The 22,346-nt window shown below is 51.4% G+C and carries 20 protein-coding genes; 14 read left to right on the top strand and 6 right to left on the bottom strand.

Annotation, left to right across the window (positions count from 1 at the left end; genetic code table 11):
• Positions 1-156 precede the first annotated feature (156 nt).
• From AC16KF_RS11665 to AC16KF_RS11680, 4 genes are read left to right on the top strand one after another with little or no spacing between them, the layout of a single operon-like run.
• Positions 157-1,578: an RtcB family protein gene (locus AC16KF_RS11665; protein WP_484037493.1), complete on the top strand. Its 1,422-nt coding sequence runs from the start codon at positions 157-159 to the stop codon at positions 1,576-1,578.
• Positions 1,579-1,632: 54 nt separating this feature from the next.
• Positions 1,633-2,262, top strand: a complete 630-nt coding sequence (locus AC16KF_RS11670) for an adenylate/guanylate cyclase domain-containing protein (protein WP_484037494.1) — start codon at positions 1,633-1,635, stop codon at positions 2,260-2,262.
• A 46-nt stretch (positions 2,263-2,308) separates the two neighbouring features.
• Positions 2,309-2,539: a hypothetical protein gene (locus AC16KF_RS11675; RefSeq protein ID WP_484037495.1), complete on the top strand. Its 231-nt coding sequence runs from the start codon at positions 2,309-2,311 to the stop codon at positions 2,537-2,539.
• On the top strand, positions 2,539-2,949 hold the full coding sequence (locus AC16KF_RS11680; RefSeq protein ID WP_484037496.1) for a putative toxin-antitoxin system toxin component, PIN family: 411 nt from the start codon (positions 2,539-2,541) through the stop codon (positions 2,947-2,949). The genes AC16KF_RS11675 and AC16KF_RS11680 overlap by 1 nt, the downstream gene beginning before the upstream one ends.
• Positions 2,950-3,020: 71 nt before the next feature.
• Here the strand turns inward: AC16KF_RS11680 and lysX (AC16KF_RS11685) are convergent, their stop codons facing one another.
• The 6 genes from lysX (AC16KF_RS11685) to AC16KF_RS11710 form a co-directional block, all read right to left on the bottom strand.
• A complete protein-coding gene (lysX, locus tag AC16KF_RS11685; RefSeq protein WP_484037497.1) occupies positions 3,021-3,908 on the bottom strand; it encodes a lysine biosynthesis protein LysX in 888 nt (295 codons plus the stop codon).
• A gap of 138 nt (positions 3,909-4,046) precedes the next feature.
• Positions 4,047-5,060 carry an isocitrate/isopropylmalate dehydrogenase family protein gene (locus AC16KF_RS11690; RefSeq protein ID WP_484037498.1) on the bottom strand — a complete coding sequence of 338 codons (1,014 nt, stop codon included), beginning with the start codon at positions 5,058-5,060 and terminating at the stop codon, positions 4,047-4,049.
• A 3-nt stretch (positions 5,061-5,063) separates the two neighbouring features.
• Positions 5,064-5,573 carry a 3-isopropylmalate dehydratase small subunit gene (locus AC16KF_RS11695; protein ID WP_484037499.1) on the bottom strand — a complete coding sequence of 170 codons (510 nt, stop codon included), beginning with the start codon at positions 5,571-5,573 and terminating at the stop codon, positions 5,064-5,066.
• Between the two features lie 89 nt (positions 5,574-5,662).
• Complete coding sequence (locus tag AC16KF_RS11700) at positions 5,663-6,925, bottom strand: 3-isopropylmalate dehydratase large subunit (RefSeq protein WP_484037500.1); 1,263 nt, start codon at positions 6,923-6,925, stop codon at positions 5,663-5,665.
• 55 nt (positions 6,926-6,980) lie between these two features.
• The gene (locus AC16KF_RS11705; protein ID WP_484037501.1) at positions 6,981-8,363 is read right to left on the bottom strand and encodes a LeuA family protein; all 1,383 of its coding nucleotides are present in this window, start codon (positions 8,361-8,363) and stop codon (positions 6,981-6,983) included.
• An 81-nt stretch (positions 8,364-8,444) separates the two neighbouring features.
• On the bottom strand, positions 8,445-8,570 hold the full coding sequence (locus tag AC16KF_RS11710) for a hypothetical protein (RefSeq protein ID WP_484037502.1): 126 nt from the start codon (positions 8,568-8,570) through the stop codon (positions 8,445-8,447).
• A 359-nt stretch (positions 8,571-8,929) separates the two neighbouring features.
• On the opposite strand from AC16KF_RS11710, the gene carA reads away from it, so the two are divergent.
• The 10 genes from carA (at position 8,930) to AC16KF_RS11760 (ending at position 22,265) form a co-directional block, all read left to right on the top strand.
• Positions 8,930-10,084, top strand: coding sequence for a glutamine-hydrolyzing carbamoyl-phosphate synthase small subunit (gene carA, locus AC16KF_RS11715; RefSeq protein ID WP_484037503.1), 1,155 nt, complete (start codon positions 8,930-8,932; stop codon positions 10,082-10,084).
• Between the two features lie 152 nt (positions 10,085-10,236).
• Positions 10,237-13,494, top strand: coding sequence for a carbamoyl-phosphate synthase large subunit (carB, locus tag AC16KF_RS11720; protein ID WP_484037504.1), 3,258 nt, complete (start codon positions 10,237-10,239; stop codon positions 13,492-13,494).
• A 314-nt stretch (positions 13,495-13,808) separates the two neighbouring features.
• A complete protein-coding gene (locus AC16KF_RS11725) occupies positions 13,809-15,080 on the top strand; it encodes an argininosuccinate synthase (protein ID WP_484037505.1) in 1,272 nt (423 codons plus the stop codon).
• 117 nt (positions 15,081-15,197) lie between these two features.
• A complete protein-coding gene (gene argH / locus AC16KF_RS11730; protein WP_484037506.1) occupies positions 15,198-16,646 on the top strand; it encodes an argininosuccinate lyase in 1,449 nt (482 codons plus the stop codon).
• 68 nt (positions 16,647-16,714) lie between these two features.
• On the top strand, positions 16,715-16,885 hold the full coding sequence (lysW, locus tag AC16KF_RS11735) for a lysine biosynthesis protein LysW (protein ID WP_484037507.1): 171 nt from the start codon (positions 16,715-16,717) through the stop codon (positions 16,883-16,885).
• A 76-nt stretch (positions 16,886-16,961) separates the two neighbouring features.
• The gene (gene lysX, locus AC16KF_RS11740; RefSeq protein WP_484037508.1) at positions 16,962-17,840 is read left to right on the top strand and encodes a lysine biosynthesis protein LysX; all 879 of its coding nucleotides are present in this window, start codon (positions 16,962-16,964) and stop codon (positions 17,838-17,840) included.
• 231 nt (positions 17,841-18,071) lie between these two features.
• Positions 18,072-19,022 carry an ornithine carbamoyltransferase gene (gene argF, locus AC16KF_RS11745; protein ID WP_484037569.1) on the top strand — a complete coding sequence of 317 codons (951 nt, stop codon included), beginning with the start codon at positions 18,072-18,074 and terminating at the stop codon, positions 19,020-19,022.
• A 64-nt stretch (positions 19,023-19,086) separates the two neighbouring features.
• On the top strand, positions 19,087-20,124 hold the full coding sequence (gene argC, locus AC16KF_RS11750) for an N-acetyl-gamma-glutamyl-phosphate reductase (protein WP_484037509.1): 1,038 nt from the start codon (positions 19,087-19,089) through the stop codon (positions 20,122-20,124).
• Between the two features lie 159 nt (positions 20,125-20,283).
• Positions 20,284-21,087, top strand: coding sequence for a [LysW]-aminoadipate kinase (locus tag AC16KF_RS11755; RefSeq protein ID WP_484037570.1), 804 nt, complete (start codon positions 20,284-20,286; stop codon positions 21,085-21,087).
• Positions 21,084-22,265: an aspartate aminotransferase family protein gene (locus AC16KF_RS11760; protein ID WP_484037510.1), complete on the top strand. Its 1,182-nt coding sequence runs from the start codon at positions 21,084-21,086 to the stop codon at positions 22,263-22,265. The genes AC16KF_RS11755 and AC16KF_RS11760 overlap by 4 nt, the downstream gene beginning before the upstream one ends.
• Positions 22,266-22,346: the final 81 nt, after the last annotated feature.

The following is a 22,346-nucleotide window of genomic DNA, read 5'->3' on the forward strand; positions in this document are numbered from 1 at the left end:
TCGCTGGGCAGACCAAGTGAACCAATTGCGATTTCAGGTCCTTGCTTTTCTCGACCGTTTCTCTCACGGTTCTGAACCGCTCTTACGCTATACCGGCCTTATGTCAGAGTAATTTGTTAATGTTCAACATGTCGCGCCACGTGAAAGAGAACAACTATGGACATCATCACAGGAAAAACCCTGAAATATCACAACTGGCAGGATGGAAAAGTTATCGGGCTGGCAAAGGATGCTGGCAACAAACTCATCGAGCAGGGCATGGATCGCGACGCGGCGCTCGCGCAGTTAGATGCGGTGCGGAATAACCCAGGCGAATTCTTAGCCAATGCAACCTTTGCCGATCTCGCGCGCGAGTGCATCCGCCTGAATCAAAAGGACGAGCCGCAACCGAGCGATTTACGCGAATCGCCGCTCCCCTTCCCTATTTGGGGACGCGACCAGATCGACGCCGAAGCCATCAAGCAGATGGAGAATTCGATGCGCCTGCCTGTCGCTGTCACTGGCGCGTTGATGCCCGACGCGCACGTCGGCTATGGGCTTCCCATTGGCGGCGTACTCGCCACAGACAACGTTGTCATCCCGTACGCGGTCGGCGTAGACATCGCCTGCCGAATGAGACTTTCGATCTACGAAGTCTCGCCGATTCTCATCGGACAGAAGAAGGGATTGTTCGAAGAATCATTGATGAATGAAACCGCCTTCGGCATGGGCGCAAAATGGACAGGCGCAAAACGCGCGCAACACGCCGTGCTGGATGATGAGGCCTGGTACGCCACCGCGCAACTCAGAAAATTGAAAGACACCGCCATGAATCAACTCGGCACAAGCGGGACGGGGAATCATTTCGTCGAGTGGGGATCGTTTCGCTTGGATGAGGAAATGTTCGGGTTGAAACCAGGCGAATATCTGGCGTTGCTTTCACACAGCGGGTCAAGAGGGGTCGGCGCGCGAATCGCTGACAGGTTCAGCAAACTCGCCATGGAGAAACAGCCTGACCTTGATAAGAGCGTCCGTCATCTCGCGTGGTTGAATTTGGATTCAGAAGATGGTCAAGAATATTGGCTTTCGATGGAATTGGCTGGCAGGTTTGCATCGGCGAATCATTACATCATCCATAAACGAGTCGCGGCTTCGGTTGGATTGAAAGAAGTCGCGGTTGTAGAGAATCATCACAACTTTGCGTGGAGAGAAAAACTCGCGGATGGTCGTGAAGTGATCGTCCATCGCAAAGGCGCGACTCCCGCAGGCGAAGGAGTCTTGGGCGTGATCCCAGGCTCAATGGGCGACGCAGGCTTCGTTGTCCGAGGGAGAGGCGTGAGCGCATCGCTTGAATCCGCTTCCCACGGCGCGGGCAGGTTGATGAGTCGCAGAGCCGCGCTCAATTCCATCAGCAAACGCGAACGGGACGACTATCTCAAAGAGCGAGGCGTCACACTGCTCGGCGGCGGACTCGATGAGTCGCCGCAGGCATACAAGCCCGTGGACAAAGTGCTCGCCGCGCAAAGCGATCTGGTTGATGTGGTCGGAAAATTTTCGCCGAGAGTTGTAAGGATGGCGGACGAGGCGGGTGATATATAATACAGAGACCTCACAGGTTTATAAAACCTGTGAGGTCTACGACGAGAGGTAATCATGCCAACCAAACGCGCAAGCCCTGCAAAAAAATTTCAAGACCTGCTTCTCAAATATTCGCAAGCCGATGAATTCAAACTCCGCAAAACGCTGGAGCAAAAATTGTGGGACGGCTACGGCGAGGAGTTCGCGGTGTTCGTGCTGGACATGTCGGGCTTCTCACTGCTCACGCGCAAATACGGAATCGTGCATTACCTCTCGATGGTGCGGCGGATGCAGTTGACCACGCGCCCCATCGTCGAGTCGTTCGGCGGGACGATGATCAAATACGAAGCGGATAACTGCTTCGCGGTCTTTCCCGACCCGCTTTCGGCGGTGAACGCGGCGGTGGCGATGCAACACGCGTTCACCGCGTCGAACCTGCTCACCTCGGAAGATCTCGACATCCACATCGCTTGCGGCATTGACTATGGGCGCATCCTCGTCGTCGGACATAAAGACTGCTTCGGCGACCCCGTCAACCGCGCCTCCAAAATGGGAGAAGACGTCGCCGCCTCAGGCGAAGTGTTGATCACCAAAGATGCGATGGACATGATCCCCGCCGAAGCCAACATCAAAGCACGCGAGTTGAAGATTTCGATCTCGGGAATCGAAATCCCTGCGTTTGCGGTGGAGTATCGGAAAGAATAGAAGTGAACGGTTTAGAAACACTGTATAATCCAAATCGAGGTGAGCCATGACTACATTTGAACAAACACTTCTCCGCGAAGTTTCCACACTGCCTGAATCTCGTCAGGCGGATGTGCTGGCATTTGTCCGTTTTTTGAAGATCAGTCTGCCTGACAAAGAAAAAATCAGGTCTGAATTCAAAGACGCGCTGAAGGAAGCGCGGGAAACGGCTAAAAGACTCAACATCACGGAAGCGGATATTGAAGCCGAAATCCGCGCGGTGCGAGAGGGAAGGTAATGAAACGGGTTGTCCTCGACACGAACATACTTGTATCCAGCGCGTTGGGCGGCGCGCTGGTTTCAATTTTGGAGAAGTGGGACACAGGAGTGTTCACCGTTATTGTCACAACAAACATCGTAGATGAATACTTTGAGGTTTTGAATCGCCCAAAGTTTGAATTGAAACAGGAAGCCATAGACAAGATCGCTCGTTATATTTATCAATTTTCGGAGTTTGTCGCTCCAGAAGAGAAATTCCAGTCTGTTCAACCCGACCCAAAAGACGACAGATTCCTTGAAGCGGCTGTCGCGGGAAACGCCGATCTCATCGTCAGCGGAGACAAGCACCTTCTCGACCTAAAGAAATTTCGTTCCATTCAGATCATCACAGGGCGCGAGTTTTTGGATATGCTCGCAGAAAACGATTAACCACGAAACAAATTACGAAAATCAAAAACTCCGCGCCGATTTCATCAGCGCGGAGTTTCACTTTCCACTTTCTACTTACAACCTATCTCCCCTATTTCTTCGCCAAAGCAGAGATTACCTGCAAGAGCGCGTTCCAAAACATACTCGATCATCTTCTGTGGAATATTTACGCCCGTGGTGGAGATGCTGTTGCGAAATTCCATCGTGTGATTGACTTCGTTGATGGTGTATCCATTTTCGGTTTCAAACAGATCGAGCGCGAGCAAACCGCCGCCGATGGCTTGCGCGGCGCGTTTGCATAACTCCGCGATCTCATCGGTGACGGGGCAGTTGGTGGCGATGCCGCCGCGCGCGGTGTTAGTGATCCAATTTTCGGAGGAGCGATAGATGGCACAGATACATTCATCGCCGACGACGAATGCGCGAATGTCTCGCCCAGGTTTGTTGATGTATTCCTGAATATAAAAAACTTGATGATTGACTCCGAGCGAAGATTTGTGTTCGATCAGGGATTCGGCTTGCGATCTGTTTTCGACTTTGGCGAGCAATCTGCCCCATGACCCGACGACGGGTTTCAGCACGCAGGGATAACCCAACGCATCAATCGCCCGTAGAGCGGATTCTTCGTCGAAAGCCATCAGCACTCTGGGAGTTGGGATGCCGTTCTTGGCGAGCAGTTGACTCGTCACATATTTATCGCCGCAAATTTCGGCGACCGCCGATGAATTGACGACGGGGACACCATGCGCTTCAAAGATGCGCGAGATGTACAGTCCGCGCGAATAAGAGATGGAGCGCTCGAACAGCACGTCAATCTCTGCGGGCGGTTGGTGGATGTCGAAGAATTGATCGCCGTCGTTGATGCGAACGACTTCAAGGTCGTCGCGTTTTTCCAATTCTTCCAATAGATATTTTTCTTCGGCGCGTAAACGGGTGTATAAAAATCCGATGCGGGTCATTTTGTCTCCTTTTATTCAACTCGGTGGTTGAGTAGTCGCGCTCTTGCTCTATGCGACGTATCGAAACCACAGTTTATAAATAATTTTCTGTTTGCATGTAACTTGTGGTCTCGATACGACACTCGCTACCGCTCGTGTCTACTCGACCACCGAGTACAAACGGCTTGTGACTTTTTCGGTCACTTCACTCGTTGTCAAACTGCCGCCCAGATCGGGCGTGGTTTCTTTGTGGGCGATGCAACTCTCAACGGCGGTGCGTAATCTGTTCGCGGATTCGGCTTCGTTGAGATAATCCAACATCATGCTTGCGGCTAAAAATGTGGCGATGGGATTGGCTTTGCCTGTGCCGACCAGCGGCGGCGCGCTTCCATGCACTGGCTCGAAGACTGCGGCATTTGCGCCGATGTTGCCCGAAGCGGCGACGCCGAGTCCGCCGACGAACATGCAGGCTTCGTCGCTGAGAATATCGCCGAATAAATTGGTGGTGACGATGACCTCAAATTGCTCAGGTGCGCGGATGAGTTCCATCGCGCAGGTATCTACGAGCATTTCGATCATTTTGATTTCAGGATATTCTTTTGCCACTTCCAACGCCACCGCGCGGAAGAGTCCGCAGGTTTGACGAAGCACATTGGCTTTGTGAACTACATGGACAGATTTGCGTTTGGTTTGTGTGGCGATCTCAAACGCCTTGCGGATGATCCGCTCTGAGCCTGCGCGGGTGATGACTCGTTCGGTGATGGCTTTATTGCCATCGTCTTCGACTCGCTCAACGCCTGAATACAAGCCCTCCGTGTTTTCGCGGACGATGATGAGGTCTATATTTGCTTTGGAGGATTCATGCGGAATGGAGCGGCAGGGTCGCAAGTTGGCGAATAAATCCAACGATTGGCGCATCCGCACGACGGGTGAAAAATAATTCGGGATGTTGGGCGGAGTAGTCACAGCGCCGAAGAGAGTCGCGTCAGCGTGGCGAATGGCTTGAAGCGTTGAATCAGGCAGAGGCGAGCCTGAACGTTGATATTCGCCAAATCCAATGCCGCTTTCCACAAAATCCCATTGAAGCGGAAGCGCCGATAAAACATCCTTTGCTGAAGCAATCACTTCGGGACCAATCCCATCGCCAGCCAGCAAACAAATTTTGTAATTCATCCTTCATCCTTCTGCATTCGCCATTAGGTCTTGAATGTCATGCGTTTTCAAAAAGTTGACGATGCCGCCCGCCTCCGCAATTTTCAAAACGAAATCAGGCAGGGCGCGCGCTTGATATTGATGCCCGTTGGTGCGATTGAGAATTTTTCCAGAAGACAGATCCACGTCAATGTCGTCGCCTTCGGTGATATCCGCAACGGCTTCGGGGCATTCCAAAATTGGCAAGCCGATGTTGATGGCGTTGCGAAAAAAGATTCGCGCAAACGACGGCGCGATAATACATTTCGCCTGTGAACCTTTGATGGCAATCGGCGCATGTTCACGCGAAGAGCCGCAACCAAAATTTTGCCCGCCGACGATCACGTCGCCAGGCTTGACAGTTTTTGCGTATTCAGGCTTCACTTCGCAAAAAACATTTTTTGCAAGTTCAAGCGGATCAATCGTAATGTTATAACGACCAGGGATGATTTCATCCGTGTTCATGTTTTCGCCAAATGTCCAGGCTTTTCCCATAAGAATCTCCTTCTTTCGTAGGTCAGGCTTGTAGCCTGACGCTTTTTATATTTTGATGAATGGCGGGTTAAAAACCCGCCCTACAAACTTCATTCTGCAATTTGCATTAATAGATTGCGCGGATCTGTAATTTTTCCAGTGAGCGCGGTGGCGGCGGCGGTGGCGGGACTCGCTAAATAAATTTCCGATAGCGGGCTTCCCATGCGACCGATGAAGTTACGATTCATCGTGGTCAATGCGCGTTCGCCTGGCGCAAGAATTCCGCCGTGACGACCAATGCACGCGCCGCAACCCGAACCCGTCACGGTGCAACCCGCATCCATCAAAATTTCGATCAAGCCATTCTTCAACGCTTTTTTGTAAATGCGGTCGCTGGCGGGCGTGACGATGACGCGCACAAGCGGGTTCACTTTTTTGCCTCGCAACATATTCGCCACAATTTCCAAATCTTCATAGCGCGCGTTCGTGCAAGTGCCGATATACACTTCATGCACATCCAAGCCTTCGACTTCGCTCAGCGGTTTGACGTTGTCCACATCGGGATGGCAAGCCACTTGCGGCGTTAAAGTTGAAACGTCAATTTCAAGGATGCGTTCATAGCGCGGATTGATCGGACGCAACGCTTCAAACGGACCTTCGGCTGGAGTCTGGCTTTCGAGATAGTTGATCGTCACTTCGTCCGCCGCGATCAAGCCGCATTTCGCCCCAATTTCAGTGGACATGTTTGGGAAAACGATTCGTTCGTGCATGGGCAGGTTGTCAATATATTCTCCGCCGAACTCCACCGAGCGATACGTGCCGCCGTCCATGCCGAGCAAACCCGCGATGTGAATCATCACGTCTTTGGCATAGACGCCGTGTTGCGCCTGTCCGCTTAATTCCACGCGAATCGTCTCAGGGACTTTGAACCAGCATTTGCCCGTCACCCAAGCCACGCCAATTTCAGTAGAGCCAAGCCCCGCGCCGAACGCGCCCATCGCACCATAGGTGTTGGAATGCGAATCCGCGCCGATGACGATTGCGCCAGGCGTGATGTAGCCTTCTTCGATCATCACCTGATGGCAAACGCCCTGATGCAAAAGATGCGGCAATTCCTGTTCTTTCACGAATTCAATGATCTTTTTGTGATTCTCCGCCGCCAAAATATTCGGGGCGGGGTAGGCGTGGTCAAAATGAATCACGATTTTGTTTTTATCAAAAATCGGTTTGCCAATATCGCGAAAGGCTTTGATGGCGAGCGGCGTGGTGTTGTCGTGACTCATAATGTAGTCCACGTCCAATAACAAAATTTCACCCGCTTGCACCTGCCTGCCCGCTTTGCGAGAAAAAATTTCTTCGACTAAAGTACCCATAGATTCTCCTTTTTATTCTGTATTCTTTATTCAAATATTCTGCATTCTTACTTCTTCATTTATTACTTCCGTTATATTTTTTCAAAACCATTTTCGTATCCGTCCGCTTCACGCCTTGCACAGTGCGGACTTCTTCGATCAGGTTGTTCAACGCCATCACATTTTCAACATTCACAAACGCGCTGATGTCAAAGTCGCCTGTGATTTCATAGACATTGGAGACGTTTGTCAACCCACGCATACGGCGGACGACCGATGAGGTGTACACATGCGACTCGACTTCGACCATCAACATCGCGCTGATGTCGCGGGGGATCACGTCGCTCTCTCTACCCGTCACCTGCTCGGCGATCTCCAAAATATCCGCGTCGAAGAGTTGTTTCCGTTCATCGCCGATATTTTTGATGCGCGAGACGATCACCTCCAACTCTGCGGCGCTGACCTCGATGCCGTATTCTTCCAAACGCGAAGCGACCGCGCTTTTGCCTGTGTATTTATCAATCACAATTTTTCGCTCGCGCCCAAGCAGGGCTGGATCAAACGGCTCGTAGGTACGCGGGTCTTTCAACACGCCGTTCGTGTGCACTCCGCTTTTGTGGCTGAAGGCGTTTTGTCCCGTGATGGGTTTATTTGGCGAAAGAAAGAAGCCAGAAATTTTTTCGAGATAACTGGAAAGCTCCATCAACGGTTGGATGTTATATTTTTGAATCCCTTCCAGGTTATGAAAAGATAAAATCGTTTCGGCTAAATCGGGGATGCCTGTTCTTTCTCCCAAACCGTTGACTGTGGTGTGGATGCAGTTTGCGCCCGCGCGAATCCCAGACATGGCGTTGGCTAAGGCGAGTCCGTAATCGTCGTGGCAATGCAAATCCATTTGACAGGGATGCAGAACCTCGCGCAATGCGGAGACGCGCTCGAACATGGTGTGCGGTTGCATGATGCCCAGCGTGTCGGCAAAGCTGATGCGGTCCGCGCCCGCTTCAATGGCGGCGTTGCAAATTTGAACGAGAAAATCAAACTCGGTGCGCGTCGCGTCTTCGGGCGTGTAGCGGACTTTGAGTCCCAAACTTTTTGCATAGCAAATATGCTCGCGGATGATTTCAATGGCTTGCGCTGGCGTTTTGTGCAACTTCTCGTCCAAATGAATTTTGGACGTGGCGTAAAAGATGGCGACGCGGTCCGCGCCGCAGGCTTTGGCGCGGTCAATGCCTGAGCGGGAGGCAATGCTATGGGCGACCACCTCAGCCCGAAGTCCGAGCGAGGCGATTTGTTCAATCGCATTTGCCACATTTTTTGAGACGGACGGATCGCCCGCTTCGATCATCTCCACGCCCACATCATCCAGCATTTGAGCAATGCGGATTTTTTCCTCCACCGTGAAGTTGACGTAAGGAGTTTGTTCGCCTTCACGTAAGGTTGTATCTAAAATTTCAAGCATAAAGTTTCCTTTGCAACGAAAATAAAAAGCGCCCTCCGTTGTCGGAGGGCGCTTTGGCGGTATACAGATAGATACAAAGAACTACAGCAAGTCCTTTTTCTGATTCTGTTCAACCGAAGCCAGCCCAATCCCGACAACCGAAGTTGTGGAGATGGGCTTGCGCTTTGATTTGGCTTCCATCAGAATACTTGCTTTATCTCTAAACATGATGGGGCGAATTCTAATCGTGATATGAAATATGTCAATGGTTTTGACGCGTCAATTTTCATTTTGGTTTTATATATTTGTCAGACATATTTTGTTTGATCGAATGATTAACTTCAGTTTTTTTGAATCGGTATCCTGTAAAAATCTTGACACACGCCATGTTGATAGTAGAATACCGCCCGATATGTTCGCGCAGTTTTCCATCCATCGTACCCGTCGTTCAAAACTAACTTTTCTCGAAAGGTTGGATTATTTTGATTTGACAGGCGCGATTCAGGATTGCATCGAAAATGTTAATTAAAAATAACCCTCCTTTGGAGGGTTATTTTTTTATGTGGAACTCACGAAAGGATTGACGCATGACCGCAACACTTGTATTGGAAGATGGAATCATTATTGAAGGCAAAGCCTTTGGAGCAAAAACAGACGCCGTGTTTGAATTGGTCTTCAACACCAGCATGACAGGCTATCAGGAAATTTTGACCGACCCCTCGTATCGTGGACAAGGCGTTTTATTTACAGTTTCACACATCGGCAATGTGGGCATCAATTTGGAAGATGATGAATCGGCAAAGCCGCAAGTTTCGGCGGCGGTGATTCGTTCACTGAGTCCTGTCGTCTCAAATTGGCGTTCGGCGCTTTCTTTATCTGACTGGCTTGCGCAACATCATGTGCCAGGCATCAGCGGCGTGGATACGCGTTGGCTCACTCGCAAATTGCGCGATGGCGGCGTTCAAAAAGCTGCGCTCTCCACAAAAGGAACATCGGCAAATGCGTTGTTGAAGCTGGCGCGAGCATGGGAAGGACTCGACGGACGCGATGTGGTCAAGGAAGTGACTTGCGCGGAGCCTTATCATTGGGTGGATGATGAGGGAAGCAAATGGATAGTAGACCATAGACCACAGACCATAGACAATGGAAAGAACATAGTCAATCGTCCATGGTCAATCGTCGCTTATGATTTTGGAGTTAAAGAAAATATCCTGCGGCATCTTTCAATTTACGGCGCGAATGTGACCGTCGTTCCAGCCGACACAACTGCGGACGAAGTTTTAGCATTGAGTCCCGATGGGGTCTTCCTCTCCAACGGACCTGGCGACCCAGCGGGTTTACCTTATGCGGTGAAGGCGGTCAGTGAATTGATTGCAAGCGACATTCCAATATTTGGAATTTGCTTAGGGCATCAATTGATCGGCAGAGCCTTGGGAGCGGATACGCACAAACTCAAATTTGGTCATCACGGCGCGAATCATCCCGTACAACATCTGCCCAGCGGGAAAGTTCTCATCACGGCTCAAAATCATAATTACTGCGTCACTGAAGGGGAGTTAAATAAAGACGAAGTGGAAATCACTTACAAAAGTTTGAACGACGATTCGTTGGAAGGGTTACGGATGAAAAACAAACCCGTCTTCAGCGTGCAGTTTCATCCCGAAGCCGCTTCAGGTCCGCATGACGCGCAGGATATTTTTGGAGAATTCTTTGGGATGATTGGGGATAAAAATGGAAAATAAAATTCAATCCAACTTCGATGGTCGAGTAGGCGGTGCTCTTCCGCCGTATCGAGACCATCAAGTTACATTCAAACAAAAAATAACTTGAAAAGCGTTGGTCTCGATACGCCCCTCAAAAAACATTCGGGGCTACTCGACCAACAGGGTATTTTATGAAACGCACCGATATCCACACCATCCTCGTCCCTGGCTCTGGAGCCATCGTCATCGGTCAAGCCGCGGAGTTTGATTACTCTGGCACGCAAGCCGTCAAAGCCTTGAAAGCGGAAGGCTATCGCGTCGTACTGGTCAATTCAAATCCCGCCACGATTATGACCGACCCCGAAATTGCCGACGCGACGTACATCGAACCGCTCACCCCCGAAGCGCTGGAAGCCATCATCGCGCAAGAAAAACCAGACGCCATGCTCCCCACCGTCGGCGGGCAGACGGGTTTGAATCTCGCGCTGGCATTGAGCGAAAACGGCGTGCTCGAAAAATACGGCGTGCAACTCATCGGCGCGAATCTCAATGCCATCAAAGCCGCCGAAGATCGTTTGCTCTTTCGTGAGACAATGCAAAAAAATAACATCCCTGTCCCGCGCGGCGGAGCGGCATATTCGTTGCAAGAAGCGGAAGAACTCGTCAAAGAAACGGGCTATCCCGTTTTAGTCCGCGCTTCGTTTGCGATGGGCGGCACGGGCGCGTCGTGGGTATATGAGTCGAATCAACTTGCCGAAGCGGTTCGCAGCGCCATTTCCGAATCACCCATCGCGCAAGCGTGGCTCGAAGAATCTGTTTTGGGTTGGAAGGAATACGAACTCGAAGTGATGCGCGATAAAGCGAATAACTTTGTCGTCGTCTGTTCGATCGAAAATCTTGACCCGATGGGCGTGCATACGGGCGACAGCATCACCGTCGCGCCCGCGCAAACGCTCACCGACCGCGAATATCAAATCCTGCGCGACCTTGCTCATCAAGTATTGTCAGCCGTCGGCGTGGAAACGGGCGGCTCGAATGTGCAATTCGGCGTGGACCCAAAAACGGGGCGCGTCGTCGTCATCGAAATGAATCCGCGCGTCAGTCGTTCGTCGGCGCTCGCGTCAAAAGCCACAGGTTTTCCAATTGCAAAATTGGCGGCGTTGGTTGCAGTTGGGTATACGCTGGATGAAATCACGAATGACATCACCAAACAAACCAAAGCCGCATTCGAACCGTCGCTCGATTATGTCGTCGTCAAAATTCCGCGCTGGGCGTTTGAAAAATTTCCAGGCGTGGATCCCACGCTCGGTCCGCAAATGAAATCAGTCGGCGAAGCGATGGCGTTGGGCAGGACGTTTCCCGAAGCCTTGAATAAAGCGATTCAATCACTGGAAATCGGCGTGGACGCGCTCGACGGTTCTGGGCCCAGCCGCGAGCTGGTTGCTGAACCTGAGACATTCGCCACGCTGAAAGTCCCCCGCGCCGATAGATTGTTCCGCGTGTATCGCGCCATTCAGCAAGGCATGAGTTTGGATGAAATCGCCAAAGTCACAGGTTATGATCTATGGTTTCTTGGGCAAATGAAAGAAATGCAGAAGTTAGAATTTAGAATGCAGAATGCAGAAGGTGGAATGCGGAATGCAGAAGGCGGAATGCAGAAAGCGGAGTTGAAAGCATTGTTGCATGAAGCCAAGCAAATGGGATTCGCAGACTCGCACATTGCGCGGCTCTTAAATTCTTCATTCTTCATTCAGCATTCTTCATTCCGTGAGTTACGCAAAAGTCTTGGAATATTACCTACATTTCAACGAGTAGACACTTGCGCCGCAGAGTTTGAAGCGCAGACGCCGTATCTCTATTCCGCGTATGAAATGGACGATGAATCACGCCCGACGGATCAGCAAAAAATATTGATCCTCGGCGGCGGACCGAATCGCATTGGTCAGGGCATTGAGTTTGATTATTGTTGCTGTCAGGCGGCGTTTGCCTTATCGAAGATGGGTTATGAAACCATCATGTATAACTGCAACCCTGAAACTGTCTCCACCGATTACGATACGGCGGACAGGTTATATTTTGAACCGCTCACATTGGAACACGTTCTCAATGTCATTGATAGAGAAAACCCAATCGGCGTGATCGTGCAGTTCGGCGGGCAGACTCCGCTCAACCTGGCGGCGGGACTCGAAGCGGCGGGAGTCAAAATTTTAGGCACCTCGCCCCATGCCATTCAACTCTCCGAAGACCGCGAAGCGTTTGCGAAACTGCTCAAAGAGTTGGGCATCCCCCAGCCTGAAAATGGAATCGCCCGCACGTTGGAAGAGGCGCGAGAAGTCGCCGAAAGAATCGGCTATCCCGTTTTAGTCCGCCCGTCTTTTGTGTTGGGAGGCAGGGCAATGGCTCTCGTGGATTCCGAAATCAATTTGGCAGGCTTCATTCAACAGGCGATTGAGGCGGCTCCTAATCAACCGATCTTGATTGATAAATTTTTGGAAGACGCTTTTGAAATTGACGTGGACGCATTAGCCGATGGCGAGCGCGTGGTTGTCGGCGCGGTGATGCAACACATCGAAGAAGCGGGCGTGCATTCGGGCGATGCCGCGTGCGTTCTGCCGCCGTATAAAGTCAGCGCGTATCATCAAGGCATTATGAGCGAATACACCGAACAATTGGGACTCGCGCTCGGCGTGCGCGGGTTGATGAACGTGCAGTTCGCGCTGAAAGATGAAATCGTCTATGTGTTGGAAGTGAACCCACGCGCCTCGCGGACTGTGCCTTACGCCAGCAAAGCGACGAGTTTGAACATGGCCTATATCGCCGCGCAAGTGATGGCTGGTAAAACGCTCGCAGAACTTGGCGTGACCGAAGAGCCGCAAGTGGATGGCTTCTTCATCAAAGAAGCGGTCTTCCCGTTCAAAAAATTGCCTGGCTCCAGTTCCCTGCTCGGACCAGAAATGCACTCGACGGGCGAAGTGATGGGACACGCCTCGCATTTTGGTCACGCTTTCGCAAAATCACAAACGGCGGCGGGACAAGCCCTGCCCGATGCAGGCGCGGTCTTGATCACGGTCAACGATTACGATAAAAGCGCGGGCTTGAAATTTGCGCGCGACATGCACCGACTGGGATTCAATTTATACGCCACGCCTGGCACAGCGGATATGTGCATGAAGGCGGGCTTGCCTGTGGAAGTAGTCGAGAAAGCGCAAGACGGTTCAACTCAAATCGTGGATTTGATCCGCGCGGGAAAGATTCAACTCGTGTTGAACACGCCGCTCGGTCCGCACGCGCACACCGATGGCGCCGAGATCCGCAAAGCCGCAATCGCCATGAACGTGCCATTGCTGACGACGTTATCTTCCGCCACTGCGGCGACTTCCGCCATTCAAGCCATGCGCAAGAAGGAATTGAAGTATCGCAGTTTGCAGAGTCACTATCAAATAAAATGATGATCGCATTCATAGCCATTGCCCAATTCAAAACTCTTCAAACGAATTTCGTTAAAACCATTGACACATTTCGCAATGCGGGTAGAATTCTGCGCAATATGTTAGCCAAAGCGTTCGCGCCGCGTATCCGTCGTTCGAAGCGTACCTCAACTATAAGGTTGGGTTCTTTTTGTTTGAATGATGGAGCGGTAAGCGCAAGCGCGCGCTGACACACGCATAAGTCAACCAAAACAGCCCACCTTGAAAAGGTGGGCTGTTTTTATTTTGCGTAGCGCCGACTTAAGTCGGCATTACCGTATCACAAGGAGCATGAAATGAAATCGAAATCAAAACCGCAAGTGAAGAAAGTCGTCCTCGCCTATTCTGGCGGGCTGGATACGTCTGTGATCGTGCCGTGGTTGAAAGAAAACTACGGGTGTGAAGTGGTCTGCTTTTGCGCGGATGTGGGGCAGGGCGACGAAGACATGCGCGGGCTGGAACAGAAAGCCATCAATAGCGGCGCGAGTCAGTGCATTATTCACGACATGAAGGAAGAGTTCGCTTCGGAATATCTTCTTCCCATGTTGAAGATGGGGGCGGTGTATGAACACAAGTATTTATTGGGCACGTCGGTTGCCCGTCCTTTAATTGCAAAACATTTAGTGGATGTCGCTCATCAAGTGGGCGCGGACGCGGTGGCGCACGGTGCGACAGGCAAGGGGAACGATCAGGTGCGTTTTGAATTGACCGTGATGGCGCTCGATCCGCGTTTGAAGATCATCGCTCCGTGGCGCGAATGGGATATCCGCTCGCGGGAAGATGCGTTGAAATACGCCGCGAAACATAACGTGCCAGTGACGGCGACGATCAAATCCATTTACTCGCGCGATTCAAACCTGTGGCATCTTTCGCACGAAGGCGGCTTGCTCGAAGACCCGTGGAACGAACCCGAAGAAGCCATGTATCAAATGTCCGCTTCGCCAGAGAGCGCGCCCGATGAAGCGCAATATGTGGAGATCGAATTTGAAAGCGGCAATCCAATTGCGGTAAATGGCGAAAAACTTTCGCCCGCAAAAATTGTGGAAAAGTTAAACGCCATCGGCGGCGCGCACGGCATCGGGCGCGTGGACTTGGTGGAGAATCGACTCGTCGGCATGAAATCGCACGGCGTGTATGAAACTCCAGGCGGCACGATTCTGTTGTATGCGCATCGCGAACTCGAATCGCTGGTGTTAGACCGCGAGACAATGCACTTCAAAGAAATGGCGGCGGTGAAATATACCGAACTCACTTACAACGGTTTATGGTTCACGCCGTTGCGCGAAGCGCTGGACGCGTTCGTCAATGCCACGCAAGGTCCCGTCACTGGCATAGTCAAACTTAAATTATATAAAGGCAACATCATCACGGCTGGCAAAAAATCTCCGTTCAGTTTGTATCGCGAAGATTTCGCAACCTTCGGTCAGGAAGACGTCTACGATCAAAGCCACGCCGAAGGATTCATTCGCTTGTACGGACTCAGCCTGAAAGTGCGCGGCTTGAACGGCTTGCCCGTTTCAGGTCTCGATATGCCCAAGCCTGATTATTCGAAGTTTAAAAGGGATTGATTTGATGTCGTTGCGAGGAGGGCGCTCTTCCCGACGAAGCAATCTCCAACGATGAGGAGATTGCTTCGGGCATAGAACAAGAACGCCCTCGCAATGACATGACATAAGGAGCAAACTATGACTCTCTGGGGCGGACGTTTTTCAACCAAATTAAATCAACAAGCCTGGGATTTGAATTCATCGCTTGCGGTGGATCAGCGTCTCGCGCTTCACGATATTGATGGGAGTCTGGCGTGGGCGCAGGCGATTCATCAAGCGGGCATTCTTGCGGATAAAGAGCACGCTTCCATCGCCCTTGGGCTGGATACCGTCCGAAAAGAATTTTCTCAGGGACAGTTTACCTTCGCCGCCTCCGACGAAGACATCCACACCGCCGTTGAGCGCAGGCTGACCGAGTTGATTGGCGATGCGGCGGGCAAACTGCACACAGGCAGAAGCCGCAACGATCAAGTGGCGACCGATTTCCGTTTGTGGATGTTGAGCGCCATCCCTGAATTGCAAGCCGCTTTGAAAGATTTGCAAACTGTTTTAGTGGAGAACGCCGAAGCGGCGCTCCCTCATCCCCAACCCTTCTCCCAAAGGGAGAAGGGAGTCCCCTCTCCAACGGGAGAGGGTAAGGGTGAGGGTGAGGGTGCAATTCTCATGCCTGGCTACACTCACTTGCAGAGAGCGCAACCGATTCTGTTGGCGCATTGGTGGCTGAGTCATGTTCATCCTTTGCAAAGAGATATGGAACGATTGAACGACTTGACGAAGCGAGTCTCCGTTCTGCCGTTGGGGAGCGGCGCGTTGGCGGGCGTGCCGTTTGAGGTTGATCGAAGCGCGTTGGCAAAAACGCTGGGCTTTGCGGAAGTTTCTCAAAATAGCATGGATGCCGTCTCTGACAGGGATTTCGCGGCGGAATATCTTTTCTGCGCGACGATGATTGGCGTTCACCAAAGCAAACTCGCGGAGCAAATTGTGTTATTCACCAGCGCGGAGTTTGGCTTCTTCGAGTTAGCCGATGCGTTTTCAACGGGATCGAGTTTGATGCCGCAGAAAAAGAATCCTGATGTGTTTGAGTTGACCAGAGGCAAAGCAGGCACGTTATTGGGTTTACTCACTGGCTTGCTCGCCACACTCAAAGGTTTGCCTTCGACTTACGATAAAGATTTGCAGGAAGATAAAGCGCCCGTCTTTCAGGCGACCGATACGTTGTTGGTGATGTTGCCTGTGATCGCCGAAGCCCTGCGAACGATCACAGTGAAACCTGAACGGATGCGAGACGCGATTGACTCATCCATGCTGGCGACGGATTTGGCGGATTATCTGGTGAACAAAGGCGTTCCGTTTCGCAAGGCGCATGAGGCGGCGGGGAGAGTCGTCCGCGTGGCGGGGGAGGGGAATGTGCGGATGGAGAAAATGCCGCTCGAAGCGTATCAGGCTATACGTCCAGAGTTTGAGGCGGATGTGTATCAAGCCTTTGACCTGCTGAAATCCATCGAAAAAAGAAATGCGATTGGCGGCACGAGTCTCAAGTCAGTCAAAATGCAGATTGCAGAATGCAAAATGCAAAATGCGGAATAGTAAATAGTGCAGAAAATTTTTGAATCTGCATTTTAAAATCATCGTTTGAAAACAAGGAGAAAAAAATCATGTCTACAATTGTTTGCCCCGAATGTGAAGCCCAGGTGGAGTTAGCCGCTGGAACGGAAGTCGGCGAAATTTTGGTCTGTTCAGATTGCGGCGTGGATTTGGAAGTGACCGCGTTGGAGCCTGCGGCGGTGCAACTGGCGCCCATGGAACAGGAAGATTGGGGAGAATAAAAATGTGGAATGCAGAATGAGGAATGAAGAATTTTTTATTCCGCATTCTGCATTCTTTATTCAGCATTGAGGTCTTATGCAGAGACGATTGAAAGTTGGCGTTTTATATTCGCGGGTGCGCGTGGAAGAGAAGTGGATCTTCGGCGCATTGGAAAAACGCGGCATTGATTATGACCGCCTGGATGATCGCGCGATCCATTTCGATTTGGACGACGCGAAGCCGTGGCGGCAATATGACGCGGTACTGGAACGAAGCATCAGTTACAACAGCGGATTGTATGCCCTGCGTTTGTTGAACGCATTTGGCGTGCCGACGGTGAACACGGCTTCGGTGGCTGAAATTTGCGGCGACAAGTTGATGACGAGCGCGGCGCTGGCAAGAGACGGCGTTCCGCAACCGCATAACGCGACGGCGTTCACAACCGAAGCGGCGTTGGAAGCGATTGAAGCGTTTGGTTATCCTGTGGTGTTGAAACCTGTGGTCGGGTCGTGGGGGCGGTTGCTGGCGAAGGTCAATGACCGCGACGCGGCGGAGGCGGTGCTGGAACATAAATCCACGCTGGGGTCGGTGCAACATTCCGTTTTTTATATTCAGGAATATATCGCCAAGCCTGGGCGCGACATCCGCGCGATTGTGATCGGCGATAAAGTGTTGACGGCGATGTATCGCAAGTCGGAGCATTGGATCACGAACACGGCGCGTGGCGGCGAAGGCGAGTTGTGTCCCATCACGCCTGAGATCGAAGAGTTATGCTTGCGCGCGGCGAAATCTGTGGGCGGCGGCGTGCTAGCTGTGGATTTGGTCGAACACCCCGAAAAGGGACTCGTGGTGAATGAGATCAATCACACGATGGAGTTCCATACGATGCAACCCGTGAGCGGCATTGATATCGCGGGCGAGATTGTGGAGTACACGGTGAAGGTGGTAACGGATTGTGATAAACGGACTTTATAACGGATTCACGGACAAGAACGGACTTGGTCAACGGACTCTAAAGCGGATAAACGGATGTTGGCAATAGACCTTGTTCCCTCCGTTTTAATCCGCTATTCTGTAAAAGAGTTTGTAGGGCGGGTTTTTAACCCGCCATTCATCGAAATAGAGAAGATGTCAGGCTAAAAGCCTGACCTACGGTTGGCTTCGTGTTTATGTTTAGGAGCAATTATGGATGTTCAAGAGATGCAGATGACGGTAAGCCCAAAGTTGATGATGAAGAAGGATTTTTTGCATATCGCCGATTCTTCTGCGGAGGAGTTGCAGGATTTATTAGACCTGGCAGCGGCTTTGAAGAAGGAATATTTCAACGGAGGCAATGCGCCTTTATTGAAAGGCAAAGCGTTGGCGATGGTGTTTCAAAAACCCAGTTTGCGGACGCGCGTTTCATTCGAGATGGCGATGCAACATTTGGGCGGTCACGCCCTGTATCTTTCGCCCGCGGAGATCGGACTCGGTCAGCGCGAATCAATTGCGGATGTGGCGCGGGTGTTATCGGGTTATGTGCAGGGCATCATGGCGCGAGTCTTTTCGCATGAGCATCTGGTCGAGTTGGCGCGTTGGGCGAGCGTTCCCGTCATCAACGGCTTGAGCGATTACAACCATCCATGCCAGGCGTTGGCGGATGCGTTGACCATTCAGGAAAAATTCGGTAAAGCCAAAGGCTTGAACGTCGCATATGTTGGCGATGGAAATAACGTCGCGGTTTCGTTGATGCACGTCTGCGCGAAACTTGGCTGGCATTTTTCAATTGCAAATCCGATTGGGTATGAAATTTCAATGGACGCAATTGACGTCGCCAAACAAATCGCGTTTGAGAGCGGCGCGGACATTTCGTTTTACAATAATCCGCATGAGGCTGTCAAAGATGCGAATGTGATTTATACTGACACATGGACGAGCATGGGTCAGGAAGAAGAAACCATTCAGCGCGAAAAAATCTTTTCGTCCTTTCAAGTCAATCGTCAGTTGGTGAATGAAGCGAAGCAAGACGCAATTGTCATGCACTGTTTGCCCGCGCATCGCAATCACGAATTGACCGATGATGTCGCGGACGGTTTGCAGTCCGTAATTTTTCCGCAGGCGCATAATCGCTTGCACGCGCAGAAAGCGATTCTGGCGCGGCTGTTTGGAGTGGCTTGATGAGTAACGGATAGTTAACGGATAAGCGGATACTAAACGGATTTACAGATAAACGGAGAAATTATTGATGGTTACAGTTTCGATACTTGGCGGTTCGGGGTATGGCGGCGGCGAGTTATTAAGATTGCTGCTGGGTCATCCGAACGTTGAAATTAAACAAGTCACATCGCGTTCGCGGGTGGGCGAGTATGTGTATCAGACGCATCCCAATTTGAGGAAGCGGACGCAATTGAAATTCAGCGATCCAGCGCAGTTGGAATCTGTTGACGTTTTGTTTTTGGCGCAACCGCATGGTCAGGCGCAGAAAAATATCGAAGCGTATGCAAAACTTGGGACGAAGATCATTGATCTCTCGGCAGATTTCCGTTTGCGCGATGAAAAATTTTACGAGCAATGGTACGGCGAAAAACATGCCGCGCCCGAATGGTTGGGCAAGTTTGTGTACGGCTTGCCCGAACTGCATCGCGCGAAGATGGCGAACGCAAATTACATCAGCGGCGTGGGCTGTAACGCCACCGCGAGCAATCTCGCATTGCTTCCTTTAATCAAAGCGGATTTGCTGGATTTGTCCTCTCCAATTTTTATTGAAATCAAAGTCGGTTCATCCGAAGGCGGCGCGGAGGGCAATTCTGGTTCGCTTCACGCGGAACGCGCCAATGTGATTCGCACGTTCTCGGCGTTCGGGCATCGTCACACGGCGGAAGTGATTCAGGAAATGGGAGTGAAAAATATCTCATTGACGATGACTGCTGTGGACTTGGTGCGCGGCGTGTTGGCGACGGCTCACGCCACGGTGAAGGCTGGTACGGCGACAAAGGATTTGTGGAAAGCCTACAGAGCGGTGGCGAACGAAAATCCGTTTATTCGCGTGGTTAAGGAACAGCGCGGTATTTATCGCGTGCCTGAGCCGAAGATTTTGGCTGGCTCAAATTACGCCGATCTGGGTTTTGAATTAGATGAGAGCAACGGTCATATTGTGGCGATGTCCGCGATTGATAATTTGATGAAGGGCGCGTCTGGTTCGGCGGTGCAGTGTCTGAACTTGATGATGGGTTGGGATGAGACTCTGGGGTTGGAGTTTATGGGGTTGCATCCGATTTAATAAGACCTCGCTGGTTGAGTAGGCGGCGTGGTTTTCGCCGCCGTATCGAAACCAGCTATTAAAAGTAAAAATGAAATTACATAATGTGATCTCGATACGTTCCTCGCTTTGCTCGGAACTCTCGACCACCGTTTGAAATGGAGAACAATGACCGATTCGATCACAGTTGTAAAACTTGGCGGCACGGAAGGCGTGGATTTTTCCGCGATCTGCGCCGATGCAAAGGAATTATTAGCGCAAGGTCAGCGACTCGTCTTTGTGCATGGCGGCTCTGCGGAAGCGAACGCGTTGGGCGAAGGGCTGGGCGCTCCGCCGAAGATGATTACTTCGCCTTCGGGTTACACCTCGCGGTACACCGATCGAAAAACGCTCGAAATATTTTTGATGGCGGTGAATGGTAAGGTCAATTCGTTGTTGACGGAGCAATTGCAGATGCTGGGAGTCAACGCTTTTGGGCTATGCGGACTCGACGGCAAGTTAATGCAGGCGACGCGCAAGGAATCCGTTCAAAGCATTGAAAACGGCAAAAGAAAGATTATCCGCGATGATTACACGGGAAAGATAGAAACGATTAACAGCGAATTATTGTTGATGTTATTGAACGCTGGCTATCTGCCAGTGATTGCGCCTGTGGCGGTCAGCGAAAAAGGTGAGGCGTTGAACGTGGATGCAGACCGCGCGGCGGCGATGGTCGCATCCGCGCTCAAAGCGGAGAGTCTGTTGTTGTTGACGGCAGTGCCTGGACTGATGAAAAATTTTCCAGATGAATCAACGCTCATTCGGCTCCTGCCGCAGAATCAACTTGCGGCGGCGAGTGAAGCGGCGCAGGGTCGCATGAAGAAAAAAGTGTTAGGCGCGGAAGAAGCGCTCAAAGGCGGCGTGAGTCGCGTCATCATCGCGGACGGTCGCATTCAAAATCCAATCTCAAATGCTTTGGCAGGAAATGGAACAGTGATTCAATGAACAGTAACGAAATTCTTGAAATCGAAAATAAATATACATCGGGGACATACGCAAAGCAATCGTTAGTGATCGTGCGCGGACAAGGCGCTTCGTTGTTTGATGCGGATGGCAAAGAATATTTGGATTGCTCGTCGGGGCACGGCGTCGCCAATCTCGGCCATGCCCACCCGAAAGTTGCGGAGGCGCTCTACAAGCAGGCGAATACGCTGATCACTTTATTTGAGTCGTTCCCGAACGATCAACGCGCAATGGTGATGCAAAAATTGACTTCGTTGGTGGCGGGCTTGGAGCGAGTCTTTTTATGCAACTCTGGGACCGAATCGGTGGAAGCGGCGTTCAAGTTTTCGCGTATTTCCACTGGGCGAAAAAATATCGTGGCGGCGATGCGCGCCTTTCATGGAAGAACGTATGGTTCTTTATCCGCGACGTACAATAAAAAATATCGCGAAGGGTTTGAACCGCTTGTGCCTGGCTTTAGTCATGTGGCGTATAACAATATCGAAGCGTTGGATAAAGCGGTGAACGAAGAAACGGCGGCGGTGATTTTGGAAGTGGTGCAAGGCGAAGGCGGCGTGTATCCTGCCAATGCCGAATATGTGCAAGCCGCGCGAAGAATTTGCGATGAACGCGGCGCGTTGTTGATCGTGGATGAAATTCAAACGGGCTTTGGGCGCACGGGAAAATTTTTTGCGATTGAACATTTTGGAATCACACCAGACTTGTTATGTTGCGCCAAATCGTTGGCGGGCGGCGTGCCGATGGGCGCGGTGTTGATCGGGAAGAATGTGAAGAACTTAACGCCAGGCGTGCATGGCTCGACCTTTGGTGGCAATCCGCTTTCGTGCGCGGCGGCAAACGCGGCGTTGGATGTGATCAAGGAAGAAGATTTGGCGGGTCAGGCGGAGGCGAAGGGGAAATATCTGATGGAGAAGTTGAAGACGATTCAATCGCCGAACATCCGCGAAGTGCGCGGACTGGGTTTGATGGTGGGGATCGAGATGAAGCAGAAAGTCGCGCCGTATATCAAGGCTCTGCAAGAAGCGAACATCATCGCGTTGAATGCGGGTATGACGGTTATCCGTTTACTGCCGCCGCTGGTGATCACGTATGAGCAGTTGGATCATTTGGTGGATACGTTGACCGAGGTGCTGGCGATGACGATGGATGATGGACAATAGACAATGGTCAACGGATTGTAAAGCGGATAAGCGGATTTCTATAAACGGACTTTGACACGGACTCGCGGACAAAAACGGATT

The sequence above is a fragment of the Candidatus Defluviilinea gracilis genome (assembly GCF_057138825.1).

Coding starts and splice junctions, on each gene's coding strand:
- AC16KF_RS11665 (WP_484037493.1), top strand. CDS start 157: ATGGACATCATCACAGGAAAAACCCTGAAATATCACAACTGGCAGGAT.
- AC16KF_RS11670 (WP_484037494.1), top strand. CDS start 1,633: ATGCCAACCAAACGCGCAAGCCCTGCAAAAAAATTTCAAGACCTGCTT.
- AC16KF_RS11675 (WP_484037495.1), top strand. CDS start 2,309: ATGACTACATTTGAACAAACACTTCTCCGCGAAGTTTCCACACTGCCT.
- AC16KF_RS11680 (WP_484037496.1), top strand. CDS start 2,539: ATGAAACGGGTTGTCCTCGACACGAACATACTTGTATCCAGCGCGTTG.
- lysX (WP_484037497.1), bottom strand. CDS start 3,908: ATGACCCGCATCGGATTTTTATACACCCGTTTACGCGCCGAAGAAAAA.
- AC16KF_RS11690 (WP_484037498.1), bottom strand. CDS start 5,060: ATGAATTACAAAATTTGTTTGCTGGCTGGCGATGGGATTGGTCCCGAA.
- AC16KF_RS11695 (WP_484037499.1), bottom strand. CDS start 5,573: ATGGGAAAAGCCTGGACATTTGGCGAAAACATGAACACGGATGAAATC.
- AC16KF_RS11700 (WP_484037500.1), bottom strand. CDS start 6,925: ATGGGTACTTTAGTCGAAGAAATTTTTTCTCGCAAAGCGGGCAGGCAG.
- AC16KF_RS11705 (WP_484037501.1), bottom strand. CDS start 8,363: ATGCTTGAAATTTTAGATACAACCTTACGTGAAGGCGAACAAACTCCT.
- AC16KF_RS11710 (WP_484037502.1), bottom strand. CDS start 8,570: ATGTTTAGAGATAAAGCAAGTATTCTGATGGAAGCCAAATCAAAGCGC.
- carA (WP_484037503.1), top strand. CDS start 8,930: ATGACCGCAACACTTGTATTGGAAGATGGAATCATTATTGAAGGCAAA.
- carB (WP_484037504.1), top strand. CDS start 10,237: ATGAAACGCACCGATATCCACACCATCCTCGTCCCTGGCTCTGGAGCC.
- AC16KF_RS11725 (WP_484037505.1), top strand. CDS start 13,809: ATGAAATCGAAATCAAAACCGCAAGTGAAGAAAGTCGTCCTCGCCTAT.
- argH (WP_484037506.1), top strand. CDS start 15,198: ATGACTCTCTGGGGCGGACGTTTTTCAACCAAATTAAATCAACAAGCC.
- lysW (WP_484037507.1), top strand. CDS start 16,715: ATGTCTACAATTGTTTGCCCCGAATGTGAAGCCCAGGTGGAGTTAGCC.
- lysX (WP_484037508.1), top strand. CDS start 16,962: ATGCAGAGACGATTGAAAGTTGGCGTTTTATATTCGCGGGTGCGCGTG.
- argF (WP_484037569.1), top strand. CDS start 18,072: ATGACGGTAAGCCCAAAGTTGATGATGAAGAAGGATTTTTTGCATATC.
- AC16KF_RS11760 (WP_484037510.1), top strand. CDS start 21,084: ATGAACAGTAACGAAATTCTTGAAATCGAAAATAAATATACATCGGGG.